Below are 19,814 nucleotides of genomic sequence, written 5' to 3'. Positions count from 1 at the left end.
CGATGGCCGACGACGATATTACCGCCGAGCCGGGCTTTCGCGACAAGCTCGTTGCGTCGAAGCAGGCGTGGGCGCGCGCCGGGAGGCTGCTGACCGGCAAGGACGCCGATCCCGCCACCGACCGCCTGCCGCCGGGGCAGCGGCTCACCGACAACTGGCCGGTGCTCGATCTGGGTATTCAGCCCGACGTGCCGCGCGATCAGTGGGAACTGACTGTCGGCGGGCTTGTCGAGACGCCGGTGACGTGGAACTTCGCCGCTTTGATGGCCGAGCCGCAGTTCCAGGATACTTCGGACATCCACTGCGTGACGTCGTGGTCGCGCTACGACAATCGCTGGCAGGGTGTGTCGACGCGGCACCTGATCGACGTCGTCCGGCCGAAGCCCGAAGCCGCGCACGTCATCCTCCACGGCTATGATGGCTACGTGACCAACCTGCGGCTCGCCGACTTCGCTGACGACGATTGCCTGCTCGCCCACAGCCACGACGGCCAGCCGATCACCCGCGAGCACGGCGGCCCGGTCCGCGTGATCATTCCGCGTTACTATTTGTGGAAGTCGGCGAAGTGGCTAAAGGCGATCGAGTTCGTCGCCGCCGACCATCCCGGTTTCTGGGAGACACGCGGCTACCACAATATCGCCGACCCGTGGCTGGAACAGCGCTATAGTTGATTACCCTCCTCCATTCAGCATCGGGGCGACGCTAGGCGCGCTCCGTGTCATGAATATCCTCCCGCTCGGGTTGGCGCTGCTCGACGGCGGCGGCCAGTGCATCCAGACGAATGCGGTGTTCAACGAAACCGTCGGCAGCGATTGCACGAGCGGCGACGGCATCCTCGCGCTCGCGGTCGAGGACGACCGGGCACAGCTCGCCAAGGCGATCGTCCAGGTTCTCGACGGGACGGTCGACGGGCAGGAAGTGCGGCTCCGCCTCGCGGCGCGTCCCGACGAGACCGTCGTCGTGACCCTCGCGCCCGCGCCCGCCAACTGGGGATTCGCGGCGCTGATCGCGGTCCGCGATATCCGCGAGCAGGTCCGCCTCGAGCAACAGGTCGCGCAGGCGACGAAGATGCAGGCGGTCGGCCAGCTGGCCGGCGGCATCGCGCACGACTTCAACAATATCCTCACCGCCATTCTCGGCCTGTGCGATCAGCTGCTCGACCGGCATCCGGAAGGCACACCCGACTTCGAGGACATCGATCAGGTTCGCCAGAACGGCAACCGGGCAGCCAACCTCGTCCGCCAGCTGCTCGCTTTTGCCCGCCAGCAGACGCTGCGTCCGCAGGTGCTCGATGTCGCGAGTGTCATCGACGCTTTGAAGCCGTTGCTCCGGCGGCTCGTCGGCCCCGATGTCGACCTCATCGTCGTCAACCATGGCGGTGCGGGATCGGTTCGCGCCGACCCCGGCCAGCTCGAGCAGGTTCTGGTCAACCTGTCGGTCAACGCGCGTGATGCGATGAGCGCCAAGGGACGGCTGACGATCACGATCCGCGGTGTTCCGGCAGCCGAAGTGTCCGGTTTGGGCCACCGCATCATCCCGACGATCGATCTTGTTGCGATTTCGGTCAGCGACACCGGGACCGGCATTCCGCCCGAGATCGCCGCGAAAATCTTCGAGCCGTTCTTCACGACCAAGCCGGTCGGGCAGGGGACGGGCCTTGGTCTGTCGACGGTTTATGGCATCGTCAAGCAGACCGGCGGCTTCGTCTTCGCCGAGCCGGTTGCCGAAGGTGGAACGTGTTTCGTCGTCTATCTGCCGGCAAGCGCGGCGCCGGCGGTGGTGCCCGTCGCGCAACGGCCGCGACAGCGTCCGCCGCTGATGGGGACGGTGCTTTTGGTCGAAGACGACCGCGCGGTCCGGCTCGTCGTCGAACGGGCGCTGCGCCGCCATGGTCTCGGGGTCATCGCGCTCGGCGATGCGTCGACCGCGCTCGATCTGATCGAGCAGGGGGAGACGCTGATCGACCTGCTCGTTTCCGATGTCGTCATGCCGGGAATGGACGGTGTCGATCTGCTCCGTCGCGCTCGGGCGCGTTGCCCGGCACTGCCGGTCGTCTTGATGTCAGGCTATGCCGAGCCGCCGCAGCGGCGTGCGCTGGTTCGCGCCGGCGTCGTCTTCCTGCCGAAGCCATTTTCGGTCGAAGATCTGCTCGACGCGGTCCATACCGCGCTCGCCGCGGTCCCGCTTGACATGCCCCGGCCTCCTTCTATCGGTGCTTAGCGTGAACCAAACTGTAGTTTTGCCATGAATACCGCAGCACAGGCGCAATCGCAGGCGACGGGATCACGCCGCGTCCTCATCGTCGAAGACGAGGTCCTGATCGCCATGGTGCTCGAGGACGTGCTCGACCTGCTCGGACATCGGGTCGTCGGCACCCCATCGACATACGCCGAGGCCGACGCCGCCATTGCAGCGGGCGGGTTCGATCTCGCCATTCTCGACGTCAATCTTGGGAACGACCCGGTCTTTCCGCTTGCCGACAAGCTGCAGGAGAGCGGGGTGGCGATCATCTTCGCGACCGGATCGCACCGCGATTCACTGCCGTCGCGCTTCGCGAATGCGCCTGTTCTTGAAAAGCCGTACGCGGTGCAGGCCGTCGAGACGGCACTCGGCGAACTCGCATAGTTCACGACTTGTTCTTGTAGAACAGACATGGTACGGCTCGGCCCTGGATACGGCAGGGAGACGGGTGATGGCGGCGGCGCTGAAAGTGGTTGGGGGCGACATGGACAAGGCAAAGGCGCTGGAAGCAGCGCTGGCACAGATCGATCGCGCCTTCGGCAAGGGCTCGGTGATGAAGCTTGGCTCGCGCGCCACGATGGAGATCGAGAGCAGCCCGACGGGTTCGCTCGGCCTCGATATCGCGCTCGGCATCGGCGGCCTGCCCCGCGGCCGCGTCATTGAGATTTATGGCCCCGAGAGTTCGGGCAAGACGACGCTCGCGCTGCACGCGATCGCCGAGGCGCAGAAGAATGGCGGGACCGCGGCCTTCGTCGACGCCGAACACGCGCTCGATCCGGCCTATGCCAAGAAGCTCGGCGTCAACATCGACGAACTGATCGTGTCGCAGCCCGACACCGGTGAGCAGGCGCTCGAGATCGTCGATACGCTCGTCCGGTCGAATGCGATCGATGTGCTAGTAATCGATTCGGTCGCCGCCCTCGTTCCCCGCGCCGAAATCGAAGGCGAGATGGGCGACAGCCATGTCGGTCTCCAAGCGCGATTGATGAGCCAGTCGCTGCGCAAGCTGACCGGGTCGATCAGCCGCTCGCGCTGCATCGTCATCTTCATCAACCAGCTGCGGATGAAGATCGGCGTGATGTACGGCAATCCGGAGACGACGACCGGCGGCAACGCGCTCAAATTCTATGCCAGCGTCCGCCTCGACATCCGCCGCACCGGCCAGATCAAGGATCGCGACGAAGTCGTCGGCAACACCACTCGGGTGAAGGTCGTCAAGAACAAGGTGTCGCCGCCGTTCAAGCAGGTCGAATTCGACATCATGTACGGCGAGGGTATTTCGAAGATCGGCGAAATCCTCGATCTCGGCGTCAAGGCAGGCGTCGTCGAGAAGTCGGGGGCGTGGTTCAGCTACGACTCGATCAGGATCGGTCAGGGCCGCGAGAATTCGAAGAAGTTCCTCAAGGAAAACCCCGACATTCGCGACCGGATCGAGAAGGCCGTGCGCGACAACGCGGCTGGCATCGGGGAAGCTTTGATGGTTGGCCCGTCGGCCGACGACGACACGGGTGACGACGAAATGTGAGATGTCGGGCGAGCGTGCCGCGCTTGAGATGCGCGGCTCGCTCGCCTAGGTTCGGCGCATGATTACCACCAACGAAATCCGGCGCTCGTTTCTCGACTATTTCGGTAATACGGGCCACCGTATCGTGCCCTCGGCGCCGCTGGTGCCGCAGAACGACCCGACGCTGATGTTCGTCAATGCGGGCATGGTGCCGTTCAAGAACGTCTTCACCGGCCAGGAGCGGCGGCCTTACGTCTTGGCCACCTCGTCCCAGAAGTGCGTCCGCGCCGGGGGCAAGCATAACGACCTCGACAATGTCGGCTACACTGCGCGGCACCACACTTTTTTCGAGATGCTCGGTAATTTTTCGTTTGGCGAGTATTTCAAGGCGCAGGCGATCGAGCATGCATGGACGCTCCTGACCCGCGACTGGGGCATCGATCCGAACCGGCTGACAGTCACCGTCTACCACACCGACGACGAAGCCTTCGATCTGTGGAAGCGGATTGCCGGGCTGCCCGACGATCGGATCATCCGCATCGCGACCAACGATAATTTCTGGTCGATGGGCGACACCGGCCCGTGCGGACCGTGCAGCGAGATCTTCTTCGATCACGGCGCGCATATTCCGGGTGGTCCGCCAGGATCGCCCGACGAGGACGGCGATCGCTTCGTCGAAATCTGGAACCTCGTCTTCATGCAGTACGAGCAGGTCGATACCGCGACCCGCCTTGATCTGCCGCGTCCCTCGATCGACACCGGGATGGGGCTTGAGCGGATCGCCGCCGTTCTGCAGGGCGTCCACGACAATTACGACACCGATACATTCCGCAACCTGATCGACGCTAGCCGCGAACAGATCGGGCGGGACACCGGGGTGTCGTCGTCGACGCCCGACAGCCGCGTCTCGCACCGGGTCATCGCCGACCACCTTCGCGCAAGCTGCTTCCTGATCGCCGACGGTGTACTTCCTGCCGCCGACGGACGGGGCTATGTCCTTCGTCGGATCATGCGCCGGGCGATGCGCCATGCCCAGCTGCTCGGCGCGCGCGACCCGTTGATGCATCGTCTCGTGCCCGCGCTCGTCGCCGAAATGGGGGTCGCTTTTCCCGAATTGATCCGCGCCCAGTCGCTGATCGAAGCGACGCTCGAGCTCGAGGAAACGCGGTTCCGCTCGACGCTCAGCAACGGTCTGCGTCTGCTTGGCGAGGCAACTGCGACGCTCCGACCCGGCGACACGCTCCCGGGTGATGTCGCGTTCAAGCTCTACGATACCTTTGGCTTCCCCTACGACCTGACCGAGGATGCGTTACGCGCGCAGGAAATCGTCGTCGATCGCGCCGGCTTCGACACCGCGATGGCGGAACAGCGTCGCGCGGCACGCGCGGCGTGGACCGGCTCGGGCCAGACAGCATCGGCGACGGTGTGGTTCGACATCCTCGACGAAAGCGGTGCGACCGAGTTCACCGGCTATTCGACAGATTCCGCTCAAGGCCAGATCGTTGCGATCGTCAAGGACGGCGTCCGCGTCACCTCAGCTACCGCGGGCGATAAGGTGGCGATCGTAACGAACCAGACGCCATTCTATGCCGAATCGGGCGGGCAGGCGGGTGACGCGGGCACGATCGGCAGCGACACGGTCAAAATGACCGTCGAGGACACGTCGAAGCAGCTTGGCAAGCTTCACGTTCACCTTGGCACCATCGACTCCGGATCGGTTGCGGTCGGCGAAACCGTCACGCTGGCGATCGACCACGACCGCCGCGCGCAGCTCCGCGCCAATCACTCGGCGACGCATTTGCTCCACGCTGCGCTGCGCGAGCGGCTCGGCGACCATGTCACGCAAAAGGGGTCACTCGTCGCGCCCGAGCGGCTGCGCTTCGACTTTAGCCAGACCCGCGCGCTGACTCGCGAAGAACTCACCACGGTTGAAGCCGACGTCAACCGGCACATCCGCGAGAATACCACGGTGTCGACACGACTGATGTCCCCTGACGCGGCGATCGCCGCCGGGGCGATGGCGCTGTTCGGTGAGAAATACGGTGAGGAAGTTCGGGTCCTGAGCATGGGACTCGCTGGCGAGGCCAATTACTCGACCGAGCTTTGCGGCGGGACCCACGTTGCCGCGCTCGGCGAGATCGGGCTGTTCAAGATCGTCAGCGAAGGCGCGGTGGCAAGCGGCGTGCGACGGATCGAGGCGCTGACCGGCGAGGCCGCGCGCGTCTTCCTTACCGAACAGGAAAACCAGCTCAAGACTGCGGCGACGCTGCTGAAATCGCGGCCCGACGAAGTGTCCACGCGGATCGCCGCCCTGATCGAAGACCGACGCCGCCTTGAACGCGAACTCGCCGACGCGCGACGGGCGAGCGCGCTCGGCGGTGGCAAATCGGAGGGCGCGGTGTCTGAGCAGGTCGGCGGCACCGGCTTCATCGGCCAGGTCATCCCCGGCCTCGATGCCAAGAACTTGCGCGGCCTTGTCGATGACGCAAAAAAGCAGATCGCGAGCGGCATCGTTGTGCTCGTCGCGGTCAACGACGGACGCGCCACCGTTGCGGTCGGCGTTACCGAAGACCAGGTTTCGCACCACAATGCAGTCGACCTTGTTCGGATAGCAGCCGCTGCGATCGGCGGTCAGGGCGGAGGCGGCCGTCCCGACATGGCGCAGGCCGGCGGGCCCGATGGCGCACGCGCGAGTGCCGCGATCGACGCGGTCCGCGCCGCACTGACCGGCGTCGCTGCGGCGGCTTAAATCCGCGAGGCGACCACGGCAAAGCCCAGCGCCGCCGCGGCCGCGGGCCAGAGTGCGCCGAGGCCAAGCAGCGGAAAGATCAACGCCCCGGTCACGGCGCCGCTCACGAGCCCGAGCCAAAGCAACAAATAGGGTGCCCAAGCGAAGCGCGGGCCGCCAAGTAACGTCGTCGTCAGGCGTTGGCCGAGCTTGACCAGCGTCCCGGTCATGTACGTCAGCCCGACGACCTCGCCGTCGCGCTCGAACACGGCATTTTCCGCGCCCATGGCGAGGACCATCGCGATTGTCGCGCCCTCGGTCGATCCGGCGATACCGAACGCCGCAGCGGCAGCGAGGAGCAGCGCGACGAACGCTAGTACCATCTGCGCGCGACGGGCCTTGGCGCGAACCCCGACATACGATCCAGCGACGACTCCGATAACAAATGTCGCGATTAATCCGGCGGCGAGCGGTTCGGCGGAGGTTTGGTTTGCGATCCCGATCGCCAACCGCGTCGAGTTTCCGCTCATGAACGACGTGAAAAAGCCGCCGAGTGTCAGAAATCCGATCGCGTCGACGTAGCCGGCGAGTGCCGCCAACGCGGCGGCGAGCAGGCGGCTACGCCGGTCGAAACGGTTCACTGGAGCCCGGACAGCATCGTCGAAGCCCCCCTCATCGCGCAGTTTCGCTCGGCCGGCGATCCGCCTTTTCCGTCCTTTGCCCGATCGCCGACCAAGATGACGGCGTTTCTGACGACGGTTCGACTAGCCGGCGACCGGTGCCGCCATCGCCGCGTCGAGGTTCTTGCGAACCGCCTCGAAGAACTGTTCGGTCGTCATCCACGCCTGATCGGGTCCGATCAGGATCGCGAGATCCTTGGTCATTGCGCCCGCCTCGACGGTTTCAACGCAGACGCGCTCAAGCGTCTCGGCGAAGTGCGTCACTTCAGGGGTGCTGTCGAGCTTACCGCGATGCTTGAGGCCACCCGTCCACGCAAAGATCGATGCGATCGGATTGGTTGACGTCGGCTTGCCCTGCTGGTGCATCCGGTAATGGCGCGTGACGGTGCCATGCGCCGCCTCGGCCTCGACGGTCTGGCCATCGGGAGTGAGCAGGACGCTGGTCATCAGGCCGAGCGAGCCGAACCCCTGCGCGACCATGTCCGACTGGACGTCGCCGTCGTAATTCTTGCACGCCCAGATGAAATTGCCTGACCATTTGAGCGCCGAGGCGACGAGATCGTCGATCAGGCGATGTTCGTAGACGATGCCAAGCTTGGCGTACTTGTCCTTGAATTCGGTGACATAAACTTCCTCGAACAGGTCCTTGAAGCGGCCGTCATATGCCTTGAGGATCGTGTTCTTGGTCGACAGATAAACCGGCCATTTCCGGGCGACGCCGTAGGCGAGGCACGCTCGCGCGAAGTCGCGGATCGAGTCATCGAGGTTGTACATGCCCATCGCGACGCCCGCGCTGGGATATTGGAAGACCTCGTGTTCAATGACCTGGCCGTCTTCGCCGGTGAATTTCATTACCAGCGTGCCGGGGCCGGGGACGAGGAAGTCGGTTGCGCGATATTGGTCGCCGAAGGCGTGGCGGCCGACGACGATCGGGCTGGTCCAGCCGGGAACGAGGCGGGGCACCGACGGAATGACGATCGGCTCGCGGAAGACGACGCCGCCGAGGATGTTGCGGATCGTGCCGTTCGGCGACTTCCACATCTTTTTGAGGTTGAATTCGGTGACACGCGCTTCGTCGGGGGTGATCGTCGCGCATTTGACGCCGACGCCGTGCTGCTTGATCGCGTTCGCCGACTGGACGGTAACACGGTCGTCGGTGGCGTCGCGGTTCTCGATCGACAGGTCGAAATAGATCAGGTCGACGTCGAGATACGGCAAAATCAGCTGTTCGCGGATCCATTGCCAGATGATCCGGGTCATTTCGTCGCCGTCGAGCTCGACGACGGGGTTCTTCACCTTGATCTTTGACATAGCGTCCTCGTTCTGGTCGGCACCGTGTAGGGGGCTTGCGCGGCGCGGGTCAACGGTCGACGAACGCGGCGAGGCCGACGAGGTCGACCGTCTCGATCAGTGCGAACAGTCCCGGATAGGCGAACCCGGCGCGATCGAGGTGGCCCAGCAGGCCGAGGAACGGCTGCCAGAAGCGGCCGCCGAGCAGGAAGATCGGCTTCGTGTGGAGGCCGAGGTTGCGCCACGTCATTACCTCGAACAATTCGTCCATCGTGCCGATGCCGCCGGGCAGGACGACGATCGCGTCCGATTTCGCGAACATCAGCGCCTTGCGCTCGTGCAGCGTCGCGGTGACGATCAATTCGGACAGGCCCGGCTGCGCGACCTCGCGTGCTTCGAGCGCCGCCGGGATGATGCCGATGACTTCGGTGCCGCCCGCAAGCGCCGCGCGGGCAGCGATCCCCATCAGACCGAAGGTGCCGCCGCCATAGACCAGCGTCAGGCCGCGTTCGGCGCAGAAAGCACCGAAATCAGCAGCGAGTTCGGCTGCCGCAGGGTCGACCCCCGGCATCGAACCGCAGAACAGGCAGAGCGAACCGATGGTCATTGCGTCGCTTAGCAAGCCGCGTCGTCGTTGTCAGCGCGCTTGCTTCGGACTAGGTGAGTTAGATGCTTACGACAGAGACGCCGAACCTGCCGGCGACGGCAAAATACCACCTCCCCCCAATGCATCCCGAGGGGCGCAAGTTCGTCGGGGCGGCGGCGGTCGTCACGTTGCTTCTCGGCTTCGCGCTGCACTGGACGACCGGCGGCTGGCTGATGGCCGGGATAACGGCGTGGGTCGCGCTGTTCTTTCGCGATCCCGAGCGGACGACACCGCAGGGCGAGGGGCTGATCATCTCGCCCGCCGACGGTATGGTCTGCATGGTCGCCGACGTCGCAATCCCGCGGCAGCTCGACGGCGACGGCGGCCTTGGCACGACGATGGTCAAGCGCGTGTCGGTGTTCATGAACGTATTCGATGTTCATATTAATCGCACACCGATCAGCGGCACGGTCAGCCGCGTGACGTATGTTCCAGGCAAATTCCTCAACGCCGACCTCGACAAGGCGTCGGACGATAACGAGCGCCAGTATTTCATCGTCGAGGCCGCCGATGGAACGCGGGTCGGCTTCACGCAGATCGCCGGGCTCGTGGCGCGAAGGATCATGCGCTTCGTCCAGCCGGGCGATTCGGTCGTCGCCGGGCAGCGGGTCGGGCTGATCCGTTTCGGCAGCCGGGTCGATGTCTATTTGCCAGCGGGTTATCAGTGCCAGGTCCTGCCGGGGCAGCGCTGCGTTGCGGGCGAGACGGTGCTCGCGCGCCGCGACCTCGCCGAAGTCATCGTCGGTATAACGCAATGATCCCGGGCTGGACCCGAGGGTGACCTGTTGATCGAGCCCCGCCGTTTCGGCCGGGTCATTCCGATCCGGGCGTTGATCCCCAACGCCGTGACGGTACTGGCGTTGTGCTTTGGACTGACCGGCGTGCGCTTCGGCATTGCCGGAGAGTGGGAGAAGGCGGTCGCGGCGGTCGTCGTTGCGGGCGTTCTCGACGGGATCGACGGGCGGATTGCGCGGTTGCTCAAGGGCACGAGCCGCTTTGGGGCCGAACTCGACTCGCTGTCGGATGTCATCGCCTTCGGCGTCGCCCCGGCGCTGATCATGTATCTGTGGGCGCTCCAGTTTCTCCCGGCGTTCGGCTGGATCGTCGCACTTGCGCATGCGGTGACGTGTGCGCTGCGGCTGGCGCGGTTCAATGCGGGGATCGGCGCGACCGATCCCGCGGTCAAGCGCGCCGGTTATCTGATCGGGGTACCCGCCCCGGTCGGGGCCGGACTCGCGCTCAGCCCGATCTTCGTCTGGCTGTGGCTCGGGCCATGGCTAGCGGCGGTGGCCCCGAACGATCCGCAGCTCTCGCTTTACGTCCGTGCCGGAGTCAGCGCGGTGGTGATGATCGCCGTCGCGGTGATGATGGCATCGAGCCTGCCGACCTTTAGCTGGGGTTCGACCAGGCTTCGCCCCGAATGGCGTCTGGTTGCGCTGCTCGGAATCGGACTGTTTGCTGGAGCCTTGTTCACCGTGCCGTGGATGACGCTGTCGCTGCTCAGCCTGGCGTATGGCGCCTCGATCCCGTTCGGGATCCGCGCCGCACGGCGGGTCAGGCGGCCACTGCTTGCAGCGGTGCCACCGGCGCAGTGACGGCGGACGCAAGCGGATCGTCGAACAGCGCCGCCGCGATGGCGACCCGCGCCCGAATGAACCCAACCACGATACCCCCAAGCAACCCGACAATCAGCGCCGAGTTGACGATCGAACAAATTAGAACAGCGATCATTGCCCATCTCCCTGTTAGAGGTGCAATGTTCCTCATATGTTCCATGATGTCAAGCCGGTTTGCGGGGGCACCGGCGCGCTGATAGCGTGCCGCTTCAAGGAGACGCTCGATGATCGGCGCGATGCAGGACTGGCCGTTGACGCTCGGACGCTTGATCGATCATGCCGCGGTCAATCATCCGCAGCGTGAGATCGTCAGTCTGCTCGTCGAAGGAGGCGAGCATCGGACCAACTGGGCGGAAGTGCGCGATCGTGCCCGCCGCCTCGCCGCCGGACTGACAGCGCTTGGAATGCGACCCGACGACCGGATCGCGACGCTGGCGTGGAATACGCACCGCCACGTCGAATGCCTGTACGGCATTGCCGGCATGGGCGGGGTCGCGCACACGATCAACCCGCGGCTGTTCGACGACCAGATCGTCTTCATCGCCAACCACGCCGCCGACCGCGTCCTGCTGTTCGACCTGAGCTTTATCGTGCTGGTCGAGCGAATCGCGCCGCGATTGGAGACGATCGAACATTTCGTCGTCCTGACCGATCGCGCGCACATGCCCGAGTCGAGCCTCAACCTGACGTGCTATGAGGAGCTAGTCGCCGCCGCCGACCCCGACTTCGCCTGGGTGGCGCGCGAGGAGAACGCGCCGGCGGGGCTGTGCTACACCAGCGGGACCACGGGCAATCCCAAGGGCGTGCTGTACAGCCACCGCTCGACCGTCCTTCACGCGATGGCGGCGTGCACCGCCGACGCCTTTGCGATCGGTGCGCGGACGGTCGTGCTGCCGGTATCGCCGATCTACCACGCCAGCGCGTGGAGCATTCCGTACGCCTCGGCCGTCGCGGGCGCGAAGCTGGTGCTCGCCGGGCCGCACTTCGACGGGGCGACGCTCCAGCGGCTGATCGTTGCCGAGGACGTCGACTTCGCGCTCGCGGTGCCGACGATCTGGCTGACGATGCTCCATTATCTCGATGCCAGCGGCCTTGGGCTGGGCAAGCTCGACCGGCTGGCGATCGGGGGATCGGCGGTGCCGCGGTCGATGATCGAGGCGTTCGCCGCGCGCGGGGTCACCGTCAGTCATCTATGGGGGATGACCGAGATGTCGCCGGTCGGCAGCGTGGGGGCGCCAACCCCCGAAATCGTCGCGCAGGGCGACGAGGCCGACCTGGCCGCGCGGATGAAGCAGGGGCGCGCGCTGTTCGGGGTCGAGATGAAAGTCGTCGACGACGCCAACGCCGATTGCCCGCGCGACGGCACCAGCTTCGGACGGTTGCTCGTGCGCGGGCCGTGGACCGTCGCGACATATTTCCGCGGCGACGGTGGGCAGGTGACCGACGCCGAGGGCTGGTTCGACACCGGCGACGTCGCGACGATCGATCGCTTCGGCTATATGGCGATCGTCGACCGGTCGAAGGACGTCATCAAGTCGGGCGGCGAATGGATCAGCTCGATCGAGCTCGAGAACGCCGCGGTAGGCTGCCCCGGTGTGCTCGAGGCGGCGGTGATTGGCGTGCCGCACCCGAAATGGGACGAGCGACCGCTGCTGATCGTCGTCCGCAAGCCCGGCGCAAGCGTGACCCGCGCCGACATGCTCGCGTATCTGACCGGTCGCATCGCCAAATGGTGGATGCCCGACGACGTCGTCTTCGTCGACGAGCTGCCGCACACTGCGACGGGCAAGCTCCTCAAGACCGCGCTCCGGGAGCAGTTTCGCGGGCATGTTCTCGCGGCGTGATCGCCGCCGCTCAGAATAGTCCCAACTGCTTCGGCCCCGGCGCGTCGAACAGGTCGGTTCGCAGCGCCGGGCGCGGCGCGTCGAGACCGAGGCGCGCCTTCGCCAGCGCCACGCGGCGATGGAGGAGCGCGGCGTAGGGGCCGGTCCCCTTCATCCGCGTGCCGAATTCCGCATTATTGTCGCGACCCTCGCGCATCGACTGGATCAACGACATCGTGTGCCCGGCGCGGCCGGGATGATGCGTATCGAGCCATTGCCGGAATAGCGGCGCGACCTCGTTAGGCAGGCGGACCGGGCGTGCGAAGGCACCGACTGCGCCGGCAGCGGCAGCGGCTTCGATAATCGCTTCGATCTCGTGATCGGTAATCGCGGGGACGATCGGCGACACCGAGACATAGGCGGGCACGCCTGCGGCGCTCAAAGCCGCAATCGCCGCTAGACGCCTCGTAGGGGTTGCCGCACGCGGTTCAAGGGTGCGGGCGATCGTCCGGTCGAGGCTCGTCACCGAGATCACCACGGCGACAAGGCCGTCGACGGCGAGGCTGGTGAGGATGTCGAGATCGGCGACGACTCGATCGGACTTGGTAGTGATCGACACCGGATGGTTGAACGCGCGCAAAACCTCGAGCATCTCGCGGGTGATGTGATGGGTCGCTTCGATCGGCTGGTACGGGTCGGTATTCGTCCCCATCGCCAACACTGCCGGCATATAGCCCTTGCGGCTCAATTCCTTGCGGAGCAGCGCGGGGGCGGTCGGCTTGGCGAACAGCCGCGATTCGAAATCGAGTCCCGGCGACAGGCCCAGATAGGCGTGAGTCGGGCGGGCAAAACAATAGATGCAACCGTGCTCGCACCCCCGATAGGCGTTGACCGAGCGATCGAACGGGATGTCGGGCGAAGTGTTGCGGGTGATAATCGTCCGCGGCGTCTCGATCGTCACCGTCGTCCGTAGCGGCGGCGCGCCATCATCGACAGTCATCTGGTCATCGAGCCAGTCGAGATCAGCCTCGCGACCCGGCTCGTCAAAGCGCGCACTCGGCGCATTGGTCGGCGCGCCGCGACCGCGAACGGGCAGGGGGATCTGCATCCCCCTGCCTAGCGCGCTTATGAGAACATTACAAGAACAAGCTTACGCGAAGACGCCGTAGCGGACCTCGGCTATGCGTCGCGTCCCGTTCTCGACGAGGAGCAGGTCGGGACCGTAACGGACCCAATGATAGCCGTAAGGCGGCGCGTAGAGCCCGAGCGACTGGTAATCGTTGAAGAAGTACGACGTTGAAAACAGCAGCGACGGCAGCAGCAGGCCCGGCGACCAGCGGCGATACGAGTAGCCGCGTGGATAGTTGTACCCCGACCCTCGCACGCGCGGACGGTTCCAGTTGTTGCCGTTCCAATAGCCCGGGGGCGGGCGATACGATGGCGGGCGCTGGAAGTTTCCGCCGGGGCGGCCGGGACGAATATCGCCCGGACGATTGTCGCCCGGACGTCCGGGACGATTATCGTTGCCGGGACCGCCGGGTCGGTTGTTGCCAAAGCCGGGGCGATCGCCGCCGGGCTGTCCCGGGCGATTATCCCCTCCCGGACGTCCGGGCCGATCGTCGCCGCCGGGGCGACCGGGACGATTGTCGCCACCGGGACGGCCGGGCTGGACCTGCTGCCCGGGCGAAGGCCTTGGCTGCTGAACTTGCGGGCCGGGGCGCTGCCCGCCGTTGACGTCGCCGGGGCGCTGGCCGGGACCGCCGGGGCGCTGTCCACCGGGTTGGCCGCCGCCGGGCCGTTGCCCGCGGTCTTCGCCTGCGCGCTGCCGATCCTGATCGGGGCCGCGATCCTGCGCGGCGGCGAGGTCGGGCACGACGTTCAATGCGGCGACGGCGACGAGGAGCAAACGCTTCATAGGTCGACCTTTACTGTTGCGACGCAACTGTAACGATCGGGCTATTCTAACGCTCCATCAGCCGGGGCATCAGCTCGACGAAGTTGCAGGGGCGGTGGCGGCTGTCGAGTTGGGTCGACAAGATGCCCGCCCACGCGTCGCGCACCGCGCCGGTCGATCCGGGGAGGGCGAAGATATAGGTGCCGCGTGCGACCCCGGCGGTGGCGCGCGACTGGACCGTCGAGGTGCCGATCGTCGCGTAGCTCAGCCAGCGGAACAGCTCGCCGAAGCCGGGGATTTCCTTGTCCCAGACCATCGCCAGCGCTTCGGGCGTGACGTCGCGCCCGGTGACGCCGGTGCCGCCGGTGGTAATGATGCAGTCGATCTCCGGGTCGACGATCCATGCGTCGAACTGCGCAACGAGCGCGGGAACGTCGTCGCGGACGATCTCGCGCGCGGCGAGGATGTGTCCTGCCTCGGTCAGCAGCGCGGCGAGCGTGTCGCCGGATCGGTCATCGGCGCGAGTGCGGGTGTCGGAGACGGTCAGCGTCGCGATGCGGACCGGGCGGAAGGGGAGGGTGAGGTCGATGGGCATGCGGGGAGCCTAGCACACCAAGAAGTGTTGCCCACTCCCCGGGCGTTATCCCCGCGAAGGCGGGGATCCATCAGCCCATCCATTTGAACTTTGCAATGCCGCTCGACCATCCGTGGCCAACACCGATTGTCGCTGGAAAATGGGTCCCCGCCTTCGCGGGATGACGACATTGTCGGGCGAACCGCCGCTCTCGATGTCATCCCGACGAAGGTCGTAATGACATTGAAATGCGGAAAATTGGACTGCCGTACAACGGAGCGTAACCCAGCAGAGCATCGGCCGAGGACAGTAAAGCCACCGCTGCCAGCCACCCGCCGCTAAAGCGAACTTGCAACCACAGTGGTATCGTCGGGCAATATCGGCAGCGGGCGGACGATCGGCATCAGCGGCGCGGTCATCGTCGGGATGCCGACGACGCCGGTCGCGCCCGGCATCCCGGGGAAGCGCGGCCACAGTCCCGCAGCGAGCGCGTCGATCGACGACGGGCTTTGTCCGGCGCGAAGCTGGTACATCCAGTAGTTGCGCAGCACGACCTCGACATAATGCCGTGTCTCGCGGAACGGGATCGATTCGATGAACAGGAGCGGATCGCCGTTATCGCGGACCGTGGCATTCCACTTTTGCACCGATCCGGGACCGGCGTTGTACGCGGCGATCACCTTGGGCAGCAGCCCGGCGGTGTAGCTCATGTCGCGCAGGTCCTCGAGGTAGCTTTGGCCACACTCGATGTTGAACTCGGGATCGGTCAGGTCGCGGGTGACGACGAGGACCTCGGTGCCGTCGGCCATCCGCGCGGACACTTTTTTCGCGGTCGCGGGCATCAACTGCATGATGCCCTTGGCCCCGGCCTTCGACGTTGCGCCAGTGACGAAGTTCGATTCCTGCAGCGCGTGCGCGAAGACGAGGCTCTTGTCGACACGCCAGCCTTTAGCCGGGGTCCATGTAGGTTCGGGGTAGCGCGCCGACAGCGGTGGATCGATCCCCTCGGGCGGGTGGTGCGCGAGCCAGAACTGTGTCGCCGGCAGGTTGAGGCGCGCCGCGAGGCGGAGCAGCGCGGCATAATTGCCGGTGTCGGTGATCGTGGCGAGATACTTGAGCTCGCGGTCGGCAAGGCCAAGCTGCCCGATCTCGACGAGCGCGGCGGCGCGGCGGGCTCCCGGGATCGCCGACAGATGGTTCCAGTCGGCGGTGATGAAGTCGGGTTCGGCCCAGTCGAGCGGCTGGCCGAGACCGAGCGTCCGCAGCGCGAGCATGCCGTAGAAGCTGTCGGGACGCGCGGCGGCGACCTTCAACCGCGCCGCGACCTTGTCGGGTTTGCCGCAGGCGAGATAGGCGCGCGCCGACCAGAACGCGGCTGCGGGCGCGATATCCTCGCCACCGAAGCGCGTGCCGACGAGGTCGAATGCGGTCGAGGCGGCGGCGCAATCACCACGCCGGAACGCGGCGAGCCCGGCGGTCCATGCGCCGAGCGACGACCATTCGCTGCTGCCGGTCGCGGCGATCCGGCCCATCCGCTCCGCCGCCATGTCGTCGCCCGCGCCATAATAGCTCCACGCGGTCCGCTGCGCCCATTCGGCGGCGACGTCGGATGACAGCGCGCCGCGCTGCGAAGCGAGGAATGCCTCAGCATCGGCGTTGCGGTCGGCGGCGAGGAGCGGCTTGAGCCGGGCCACGGCGGCGGCATCGACGCTGCCGGTCGAGAAGCTCGACTTCGGCGACATCGGCGGCTGGAAACTGACCGTGCGGAGGAGGCGGCCGATCGGCAGCGTCGGCATGTCGGGACTGCGGACCGCGAGCGCGATCAGCTTCGGCGCCTGCGGCAGGTCGGCGTTCGCGCTGAGCCACGTCGCGATGCCGTCGCCGCGAACCGAGCCGCGCGCGAGCATCAACTGCGCCTTCGCCGAAGCGTGGAGCGGGCCGTCGCCGAGCGCCGACAGCTTCGCTTCGGCAGCGGCATAGCGTCCGGCATCGATGTCGACGAAGATCGCGTGATACGCGGTGCGCTGCGGGATCGTCAGCTGCTGCGGCACCCGGCGCTGCGCGGCGGTGATCCCGGCGTAACCGGTCACGGTGATCGTATCGCCCGCCATGTCGGGCGCGGCGGGCTCGGCTGCCGCAGCGGTCAGCGGTAGCAGCGCCGCAGCGAGAGCGAGAAGACGCTTCATCCGTCGAGCCTTGCGCGGAACACACACAGGTCGGCCCATGCGAGCGCCTTGTGTCCCGGGTGGAGCAGGAGGTGCGACGGGGCGAAGGTCGGCATCACCGCGACCCCGCCGTCGGCCATCTCGTGCCAGCGCCCGCGCAGCCGGTTGATGCCGGCGGTCGAGCCGGTCAGCGCGCTCGCCGCCGCCTGGCCGAGCGCAAGGATCGCGCGGGGGCGGGCGAGCTGGATCTGGCGGCGGAGGAACGGGGCAAAGGCGGCGACTTCGGCGGCGGTCGCGGCGCGGTCACCCGGCAGCGCGACGATATTGGCGAGCATCGCAGTGTCGCGACCGCGCCCGATGCTCAGCAGCATTTTGTCGAGCAGCGCCCCGGCAGCGTCGCCGAACACGCGGCCCGCGGCGGCATCGGCCATCGTCGGGCGCTCGCCGATCACCATGATGTCGCCCGCGCCGTCGGCGAACAGCGCGGCGGGGTACGCTTCGGCCATCGCGGCGGCGAGTGCGGCGAGGCTGTCGACGTTGATCGCGACGGCTTCGCTGCGGACGACGATGGGGGCCATCGGGGCGGCGGCAGGCGCGATCGGGCCGGCGTCGGCAAGCCACGCGAACGGCGCATCGCCGACGACGGTATCGACCCCGGCGTCGACCAGCCAGCCGAGTGCGGCGGCGATCTCGTGACGGCTTGCGGTGTGGGCCCCGGTCATGCACCGCCATAGTGCGACGCGGCTGGTACTGGTCAAGCGCAACCCGGCCCCGTATCTGACGAACAACACTATTTCAGCGACGTGCCGATGGCCTGGGGAAGATCATGAGCGAAAATAACGCCCAACGGGAGTCCCAAAGGGAGTCTATGCCCTATGACGTCGTCATCGTCGGCGGCGGTCCGGCGGGGCTGTCGGCGGCGATCCGGGTTAAGCAGGCGGCGGCCGAAAAGGGCATCGAGGTGTCGGTCTGCGTTCTCGAAAAGGGGGCCGAGATCGGCGCGCATATCCTGTCGGGGGCGGTCGTCGACCCGCGCGCATTGGACGAGCTGCTGCCGAACTGGAAGGACCTCGACAGCCCGATGACGGTGCCGGTGGTCGAGAACCATCACTGGATCCTGACCGAAGGCAAGAAATACGACTTCCCCCACGGCCTGATGCCGCCGTTCATGAACAACAAGGGCTGCTACACGCTCAGCCTCGGCAATTTCTGCCGCTGGCTGTCGACGCAGGCCGAGGCGCTCGGGGTCGAGATCTTCCCCGGCTTCGCCGCCGCCGAGATCCTTTACGACGAGCACGGCGCGGTGATGGGCGTCGCGACCGGCGACATGGGCGTGGCGCGCGACGGGACGCACAAGGACAGCTACACCCCGGGGCTCGAACTCCACGCCAAATACACCTTCTTCGCCGAGGGCGTCCGCGGTCACCTGTCGAAACAGCTCATCCGCCAGTTCAAGCTCGATGAGAACAGCCAGCCGCAAGTCTATGGTATCGGGATCAAGGAGCTGTGGGACATCGACCCGGCCAAGCACGTCCCCGGCAAGGTCATCCACACTCAGGGCTGGCCGCTCAGCGATGCCAACGGCGGCGGCTTCATCTATCACCAGGCGAACAACCAGGTCGCGCTCGGCTTCGTCGTCTGGCTCAACTATTCCAACCCCTACCTCTCGCCGTTCGACGAGATGCAGCGGTGGAAGACCCACCCCGCGCTCAAGGAGATGCTCACCGGCGGCCGCCGCGTCAGCTACGGCGCGCGCGCGATCAACGACGGCGGCTACCAGTCGGTGCCCAAGCTGACCTTCCCCGGCGGCGCGCTGATCGGGTGCAGCGCGGGCTTCGTCAACGTGCCGCGGATCAAGGGCAGCCACACCGCGATGAAGACCGGCATGATGGCCGCCGACGCCGCCGTCGACGCGATCGTCTCGCAGCGCGCGAACGACAGCCTCGCCGCGTATCAGGACGCGTACGACGCAAGCTGGGTCAAGGAGGAGCTGCGCGGCGTCCGCAACACGCTCCCGGCGGTCGAGAAGTTTGGCAACGTCGCCGGCACCGGCGTCGCCGGCGTAACGATGTGGGCCGAGCACCTCGGGATCCGCATGCCGTTCACGATGGGGCACCACAAGGACAACGAACAGCTCAAGCGCAAGGAGCATGTCCACAAGATCGTCTACCCCAAGCCCGACGGCGTCTTCAGCTTCGACAAATTGACCAGCGTCTTCCTGTCGAACACCAACCACGAGGAAGACCAGCCGATCCACCTGACGCTCAAGGACGCAACCGTCCCCGTCGAGGTCAACCTGCCGCTCTACGACGAACCGGCGCAGCGCTACTGCCCGGCGGGGGTCTATGAGATCGTCGAGGAGGAGCGCGGCCCGCGCCTCCAGATCAACGCGCAGAACTGCGTCCACTGCAAGACGTGCGATATCAAGGATCCGACGCAGAATATCGTCTGGGTGGTGCCGGAAGGCGGGGGCGGGCCGAACTATCCGAATATGTAGCGCGGCGCGGCAAGCGTAGCGAAGCGAACGCACTTCGCGTTCGTTAGCAGCGCGAAGACTCGCGCCGCGCCCGGCCGGCGGGGCGGCGGCCATAGGGCCGCCGAACCCGTCCGACGACCGGCGCGGCTTTGCCGCGACGCTGCCGTTCGGAAGTTG

18 protein-coding genes are annotated in these 19,814 nt (G+C 66.3%); 9 read left to right on the top strand and 9 right to left on the bottom strand.

Features of this window, described 5'->3' with window-relative positions:
- Nucleotides 1–2 precede the first annotated feature (2 nt).
- The 5 genes from KTC28_RS14285 (at nt 3) to alaS (ending at nt 6,494) form a co-directional block, all read left to right on the top strand.
- On the top strand, nt 3–671 hold the full coding sequence (locus KTC28_RS14285; protein WP_216707808.1) for a sulfite oxidase-like oxidoreductase: 669 nt from the start codon (nt 3–5) through the stop codon (nt 669–671).
- A gap of 49 nt (nt 672–720) precedes the next feature.
- On the top strand, nt 721–2,220 hold the full coding sequence (locus KTC28_RS14280; RefSeq protein WP_216707807.1) for an ATP-binding protein: 1,500 nt from the start codon (nt 721–723) through the stop codon (nt 2,218–2,220).
- 24 nt (nt 2,221–2,244) lie between these two features.
- Nucleotides 2,245–2,625: a response regulator gene (locus KTC28_RS14275; RefSeq protein ID WP_216707806.1), complete on the top strand. Its 381-nt coding sequence runs from the start codon at nt 2,245–2,247 to the stop codon at nt 2,623–2,625.
- A 67-nt stretch (nt 2,626–2,692) separates the two neighbouring features.
- Nucleotides 2,693–3,766 (top strand): recombinase RecA, encoded by a 1,074-nt coding sequence (gene recA / locus KTC28_RS14270; RefSeq protein ID WP_216707805.1) that lies wholly within the window; start codon nt 2,693–2,695, stop codon nt 3,764–3,766.
- A 58-nt stretch (nt 3,767–3,824) separates the two neighbouring features.
- On the top strand, nt 3,825–6,494 hold the full coding sequence (gene alaS, locus KTC28_RS14265) for an alanine--tRNA ligase (protein ID WP_216707804.1): 2,670 nt from the start codon (nt 3,825–3,827) through the stop codon (nt 6,492–6,494).
- Here alaS and KTC28_RS14260 read toward each other — a convergent pair.
- From KTC28_RS14260 to KTC28_RS14250, 3 genes are all read right to left on the bottom strand, one after another.
- On the bottom strand, nt 6,491–7,114 hold the full coding sequence (locus tag KTC28_RS14260) for a YoaK family protein (RefSeq protein WP_216707803.1): 624 nt from the start codon (nt 7,112–7,114) through the stop codon (nt 6,491–6,493). The genes alaS and KTC28_RS14260 overlap by 4 nt on opposite strands.
- Nucleotides 7,115–7,237: 123 nt before the next feature.
- Nucleotides 7,238–8,464, bottom strand: a complete 1,227-nt coding sequence (locus tag KTC28_RS14255) for an NADP-dependent isocitrate dehydrogenase (RefSeq protein ID WP_216707802.1) — start codon at nt 8,462–8,464, stop codon at nt 7,238–7,240.
- A gap of 49 nt (nt 8,465–8,513) precedes the next feature.
- Complete coding sequence (locus tag KTC28_RS14250; protein WP_216707801.1) at nt 8,514–9,050, bottom strand: LOG family protein; 537 nt, start codon at nt 9,048–9,050, stop codon at nt 8,514–8,516.
- Between the two features lie 62 nt (nt 9,051–9,112).
- Between KTC28_RS14250 and KTC28_RS14245 the strand changes: the two genes are divergently transcribed.
- Entirely contained in the window at nt 9,113–9,847 is a 735-nt protein-coding gene (locus tag KTC28_RS14245) for a phosphatidylserine decarboxylase (protein WP_216707800.1), read from the top strand.
- A gap of 27 nt (nt 9,848–9,874) precedes the next feature.
- A complete protein-coding gene (locus KTC28_RS14240; RefSeq protein ID WP_255602044.1) occupies nt 9,875–10,684 on the top strand; it encodes a CDP-alcohol phosphatidyltransferase family protein in 810 nt (269 codons plus the stop codon).
- Here the strand turns inward: KTC28_RS14240 and KTC28_RS14235 are convergent.
- Nucleotides 10,644–10,820 carry a hypothetical protein gene (locus tag KTC28_RS14235; protein ID WP_216707799.1) on the bottom strand — a complete coding sequence of 59 codons (177 nt, stop codon included), beginning with the start codon at nt 10,818–10,820 and terminating at the stop codon, nt 10,644–10,646. The genes KTC28_RS14240 and KTC28_RS14235 overlap by 41 nt on opposite strands.
- Nucleotides 10,821–10,929: 109 nt before the next feature.
- Between KTC28_RS14235 and KTC28_RS14230 the strand changes: the two genes are divergently transcribed.
- Nucleotides 10,930–12,549, top strand: coding sequence for a long-chain-fatty-acid--CoA ligase (locus KTC28_RS14230; protein WP_216707798.1), 1,620 nt, complete (start codon nt 10,930–10,932; stop codon nt 12,547–12,549).
- A 10-nt stretch (nt 12,550–12,559) separates the two neighbouring features.
- Here KTC28_RS14230 and KTC28_RS14225 read toward each other — a convergent pair whose 3' ends face one another.
- From KTC28_RS14225 to KTC28_RS14205, 5 genes are all read right to left on the bottom strand, one after another.
- Nucleotides 12,560–13,636 (bottom strand): PA0069 family radical SAM protein, encoded by a 1,077-nt coding sequence (locus tag KTC28_RS14225; protein WP_216707797.1) that lies wholly within the window; start codon nt 13,634–13,636, stop codon nt 12,560–12,562.
- Nucleotides 13,637–13,678: 42 nt separating this feature from the next.
- Nucleotides 13,679–14,443: an RcnB family protein gene (locus KTC28_RS14220; RefSeq protein WP_216707796.1), complete on the bottom strand. Its 765-nt coding sequence runs from the start codon at nt 14,441–14,443 to the stop codon at nt 13,679–13,681.
- Nucleotides 14,444–14,489: 46 nt separating this feature from the next.
- Nucleotides 14,490–15,017, bottom strand: a complete 528-nt coding sequence (gene moaB / locus KTC28_RS14215; protein ID WP_216707795.1) for a molybdenum cofactor biosynthesis protein B — start codon at nt 15,015–15,017, stop codon at nt 14,490–14,492.
- 317 nt (nt 15,018–15,334) lie between these two features.
- Nucleotides 15,335–17,182, bottom strand: a complete 1,848-nt coding sequence (locus KTC28_RS14210) for a lytic transglycosylase domain-containing protein (RefSeq protein WP_216707794.1) — start codon at nt 17,180–17,182, stop codon at nt 15,335–15,337.
- Entirely contained in the window at nt 17,179–17,883 is a 705-nt protein-coding gene (locus KTC28_RS14205; protein ID WP_216707793.1) for a uracil-DNA glycosylase, read from the bottom strand. The genes KTC28_RS14210 and KTC28_RS14205 overlap by 4 nt, the downstream gene beginning before the upstream one ends.
- Nucleotides 17,884–18,029: 146 nt before the next feature.
- Between KTC28_RS14205 and KTC28_RS14200 the strand changes: the two genes are divergently transcribed.
- On the top strand, nt 18,030–19,658 hold the full coding sequence (locus tag KTC28_RS14200) for an electron transfer flavoprotein-ubiquinone oxidoreductase (RefSeq protein ID WP_216707792.1): 1,629 nt from the start codon (nt 18,030–18,032) through the stop codon (nt 19,656–19,658).
- Nucleotides 19,659–19,814: the final 156 nt, after the last annotated feature.

Origin of the sequence: Polymorphobacter megasporae (genome assembly GCF_018982885.2) — a bacterium.
Lineage (GTDB): Bacteria > Pseudomonadota > Alphaproteobacteria > Sphingomonadales > Sphingomonadaceae > Polymorphobacter_B > Polymorphobacter_B megasporae.
This window is presented reverse-complemented; position numbering and strand designations above follow the sequence as displayed.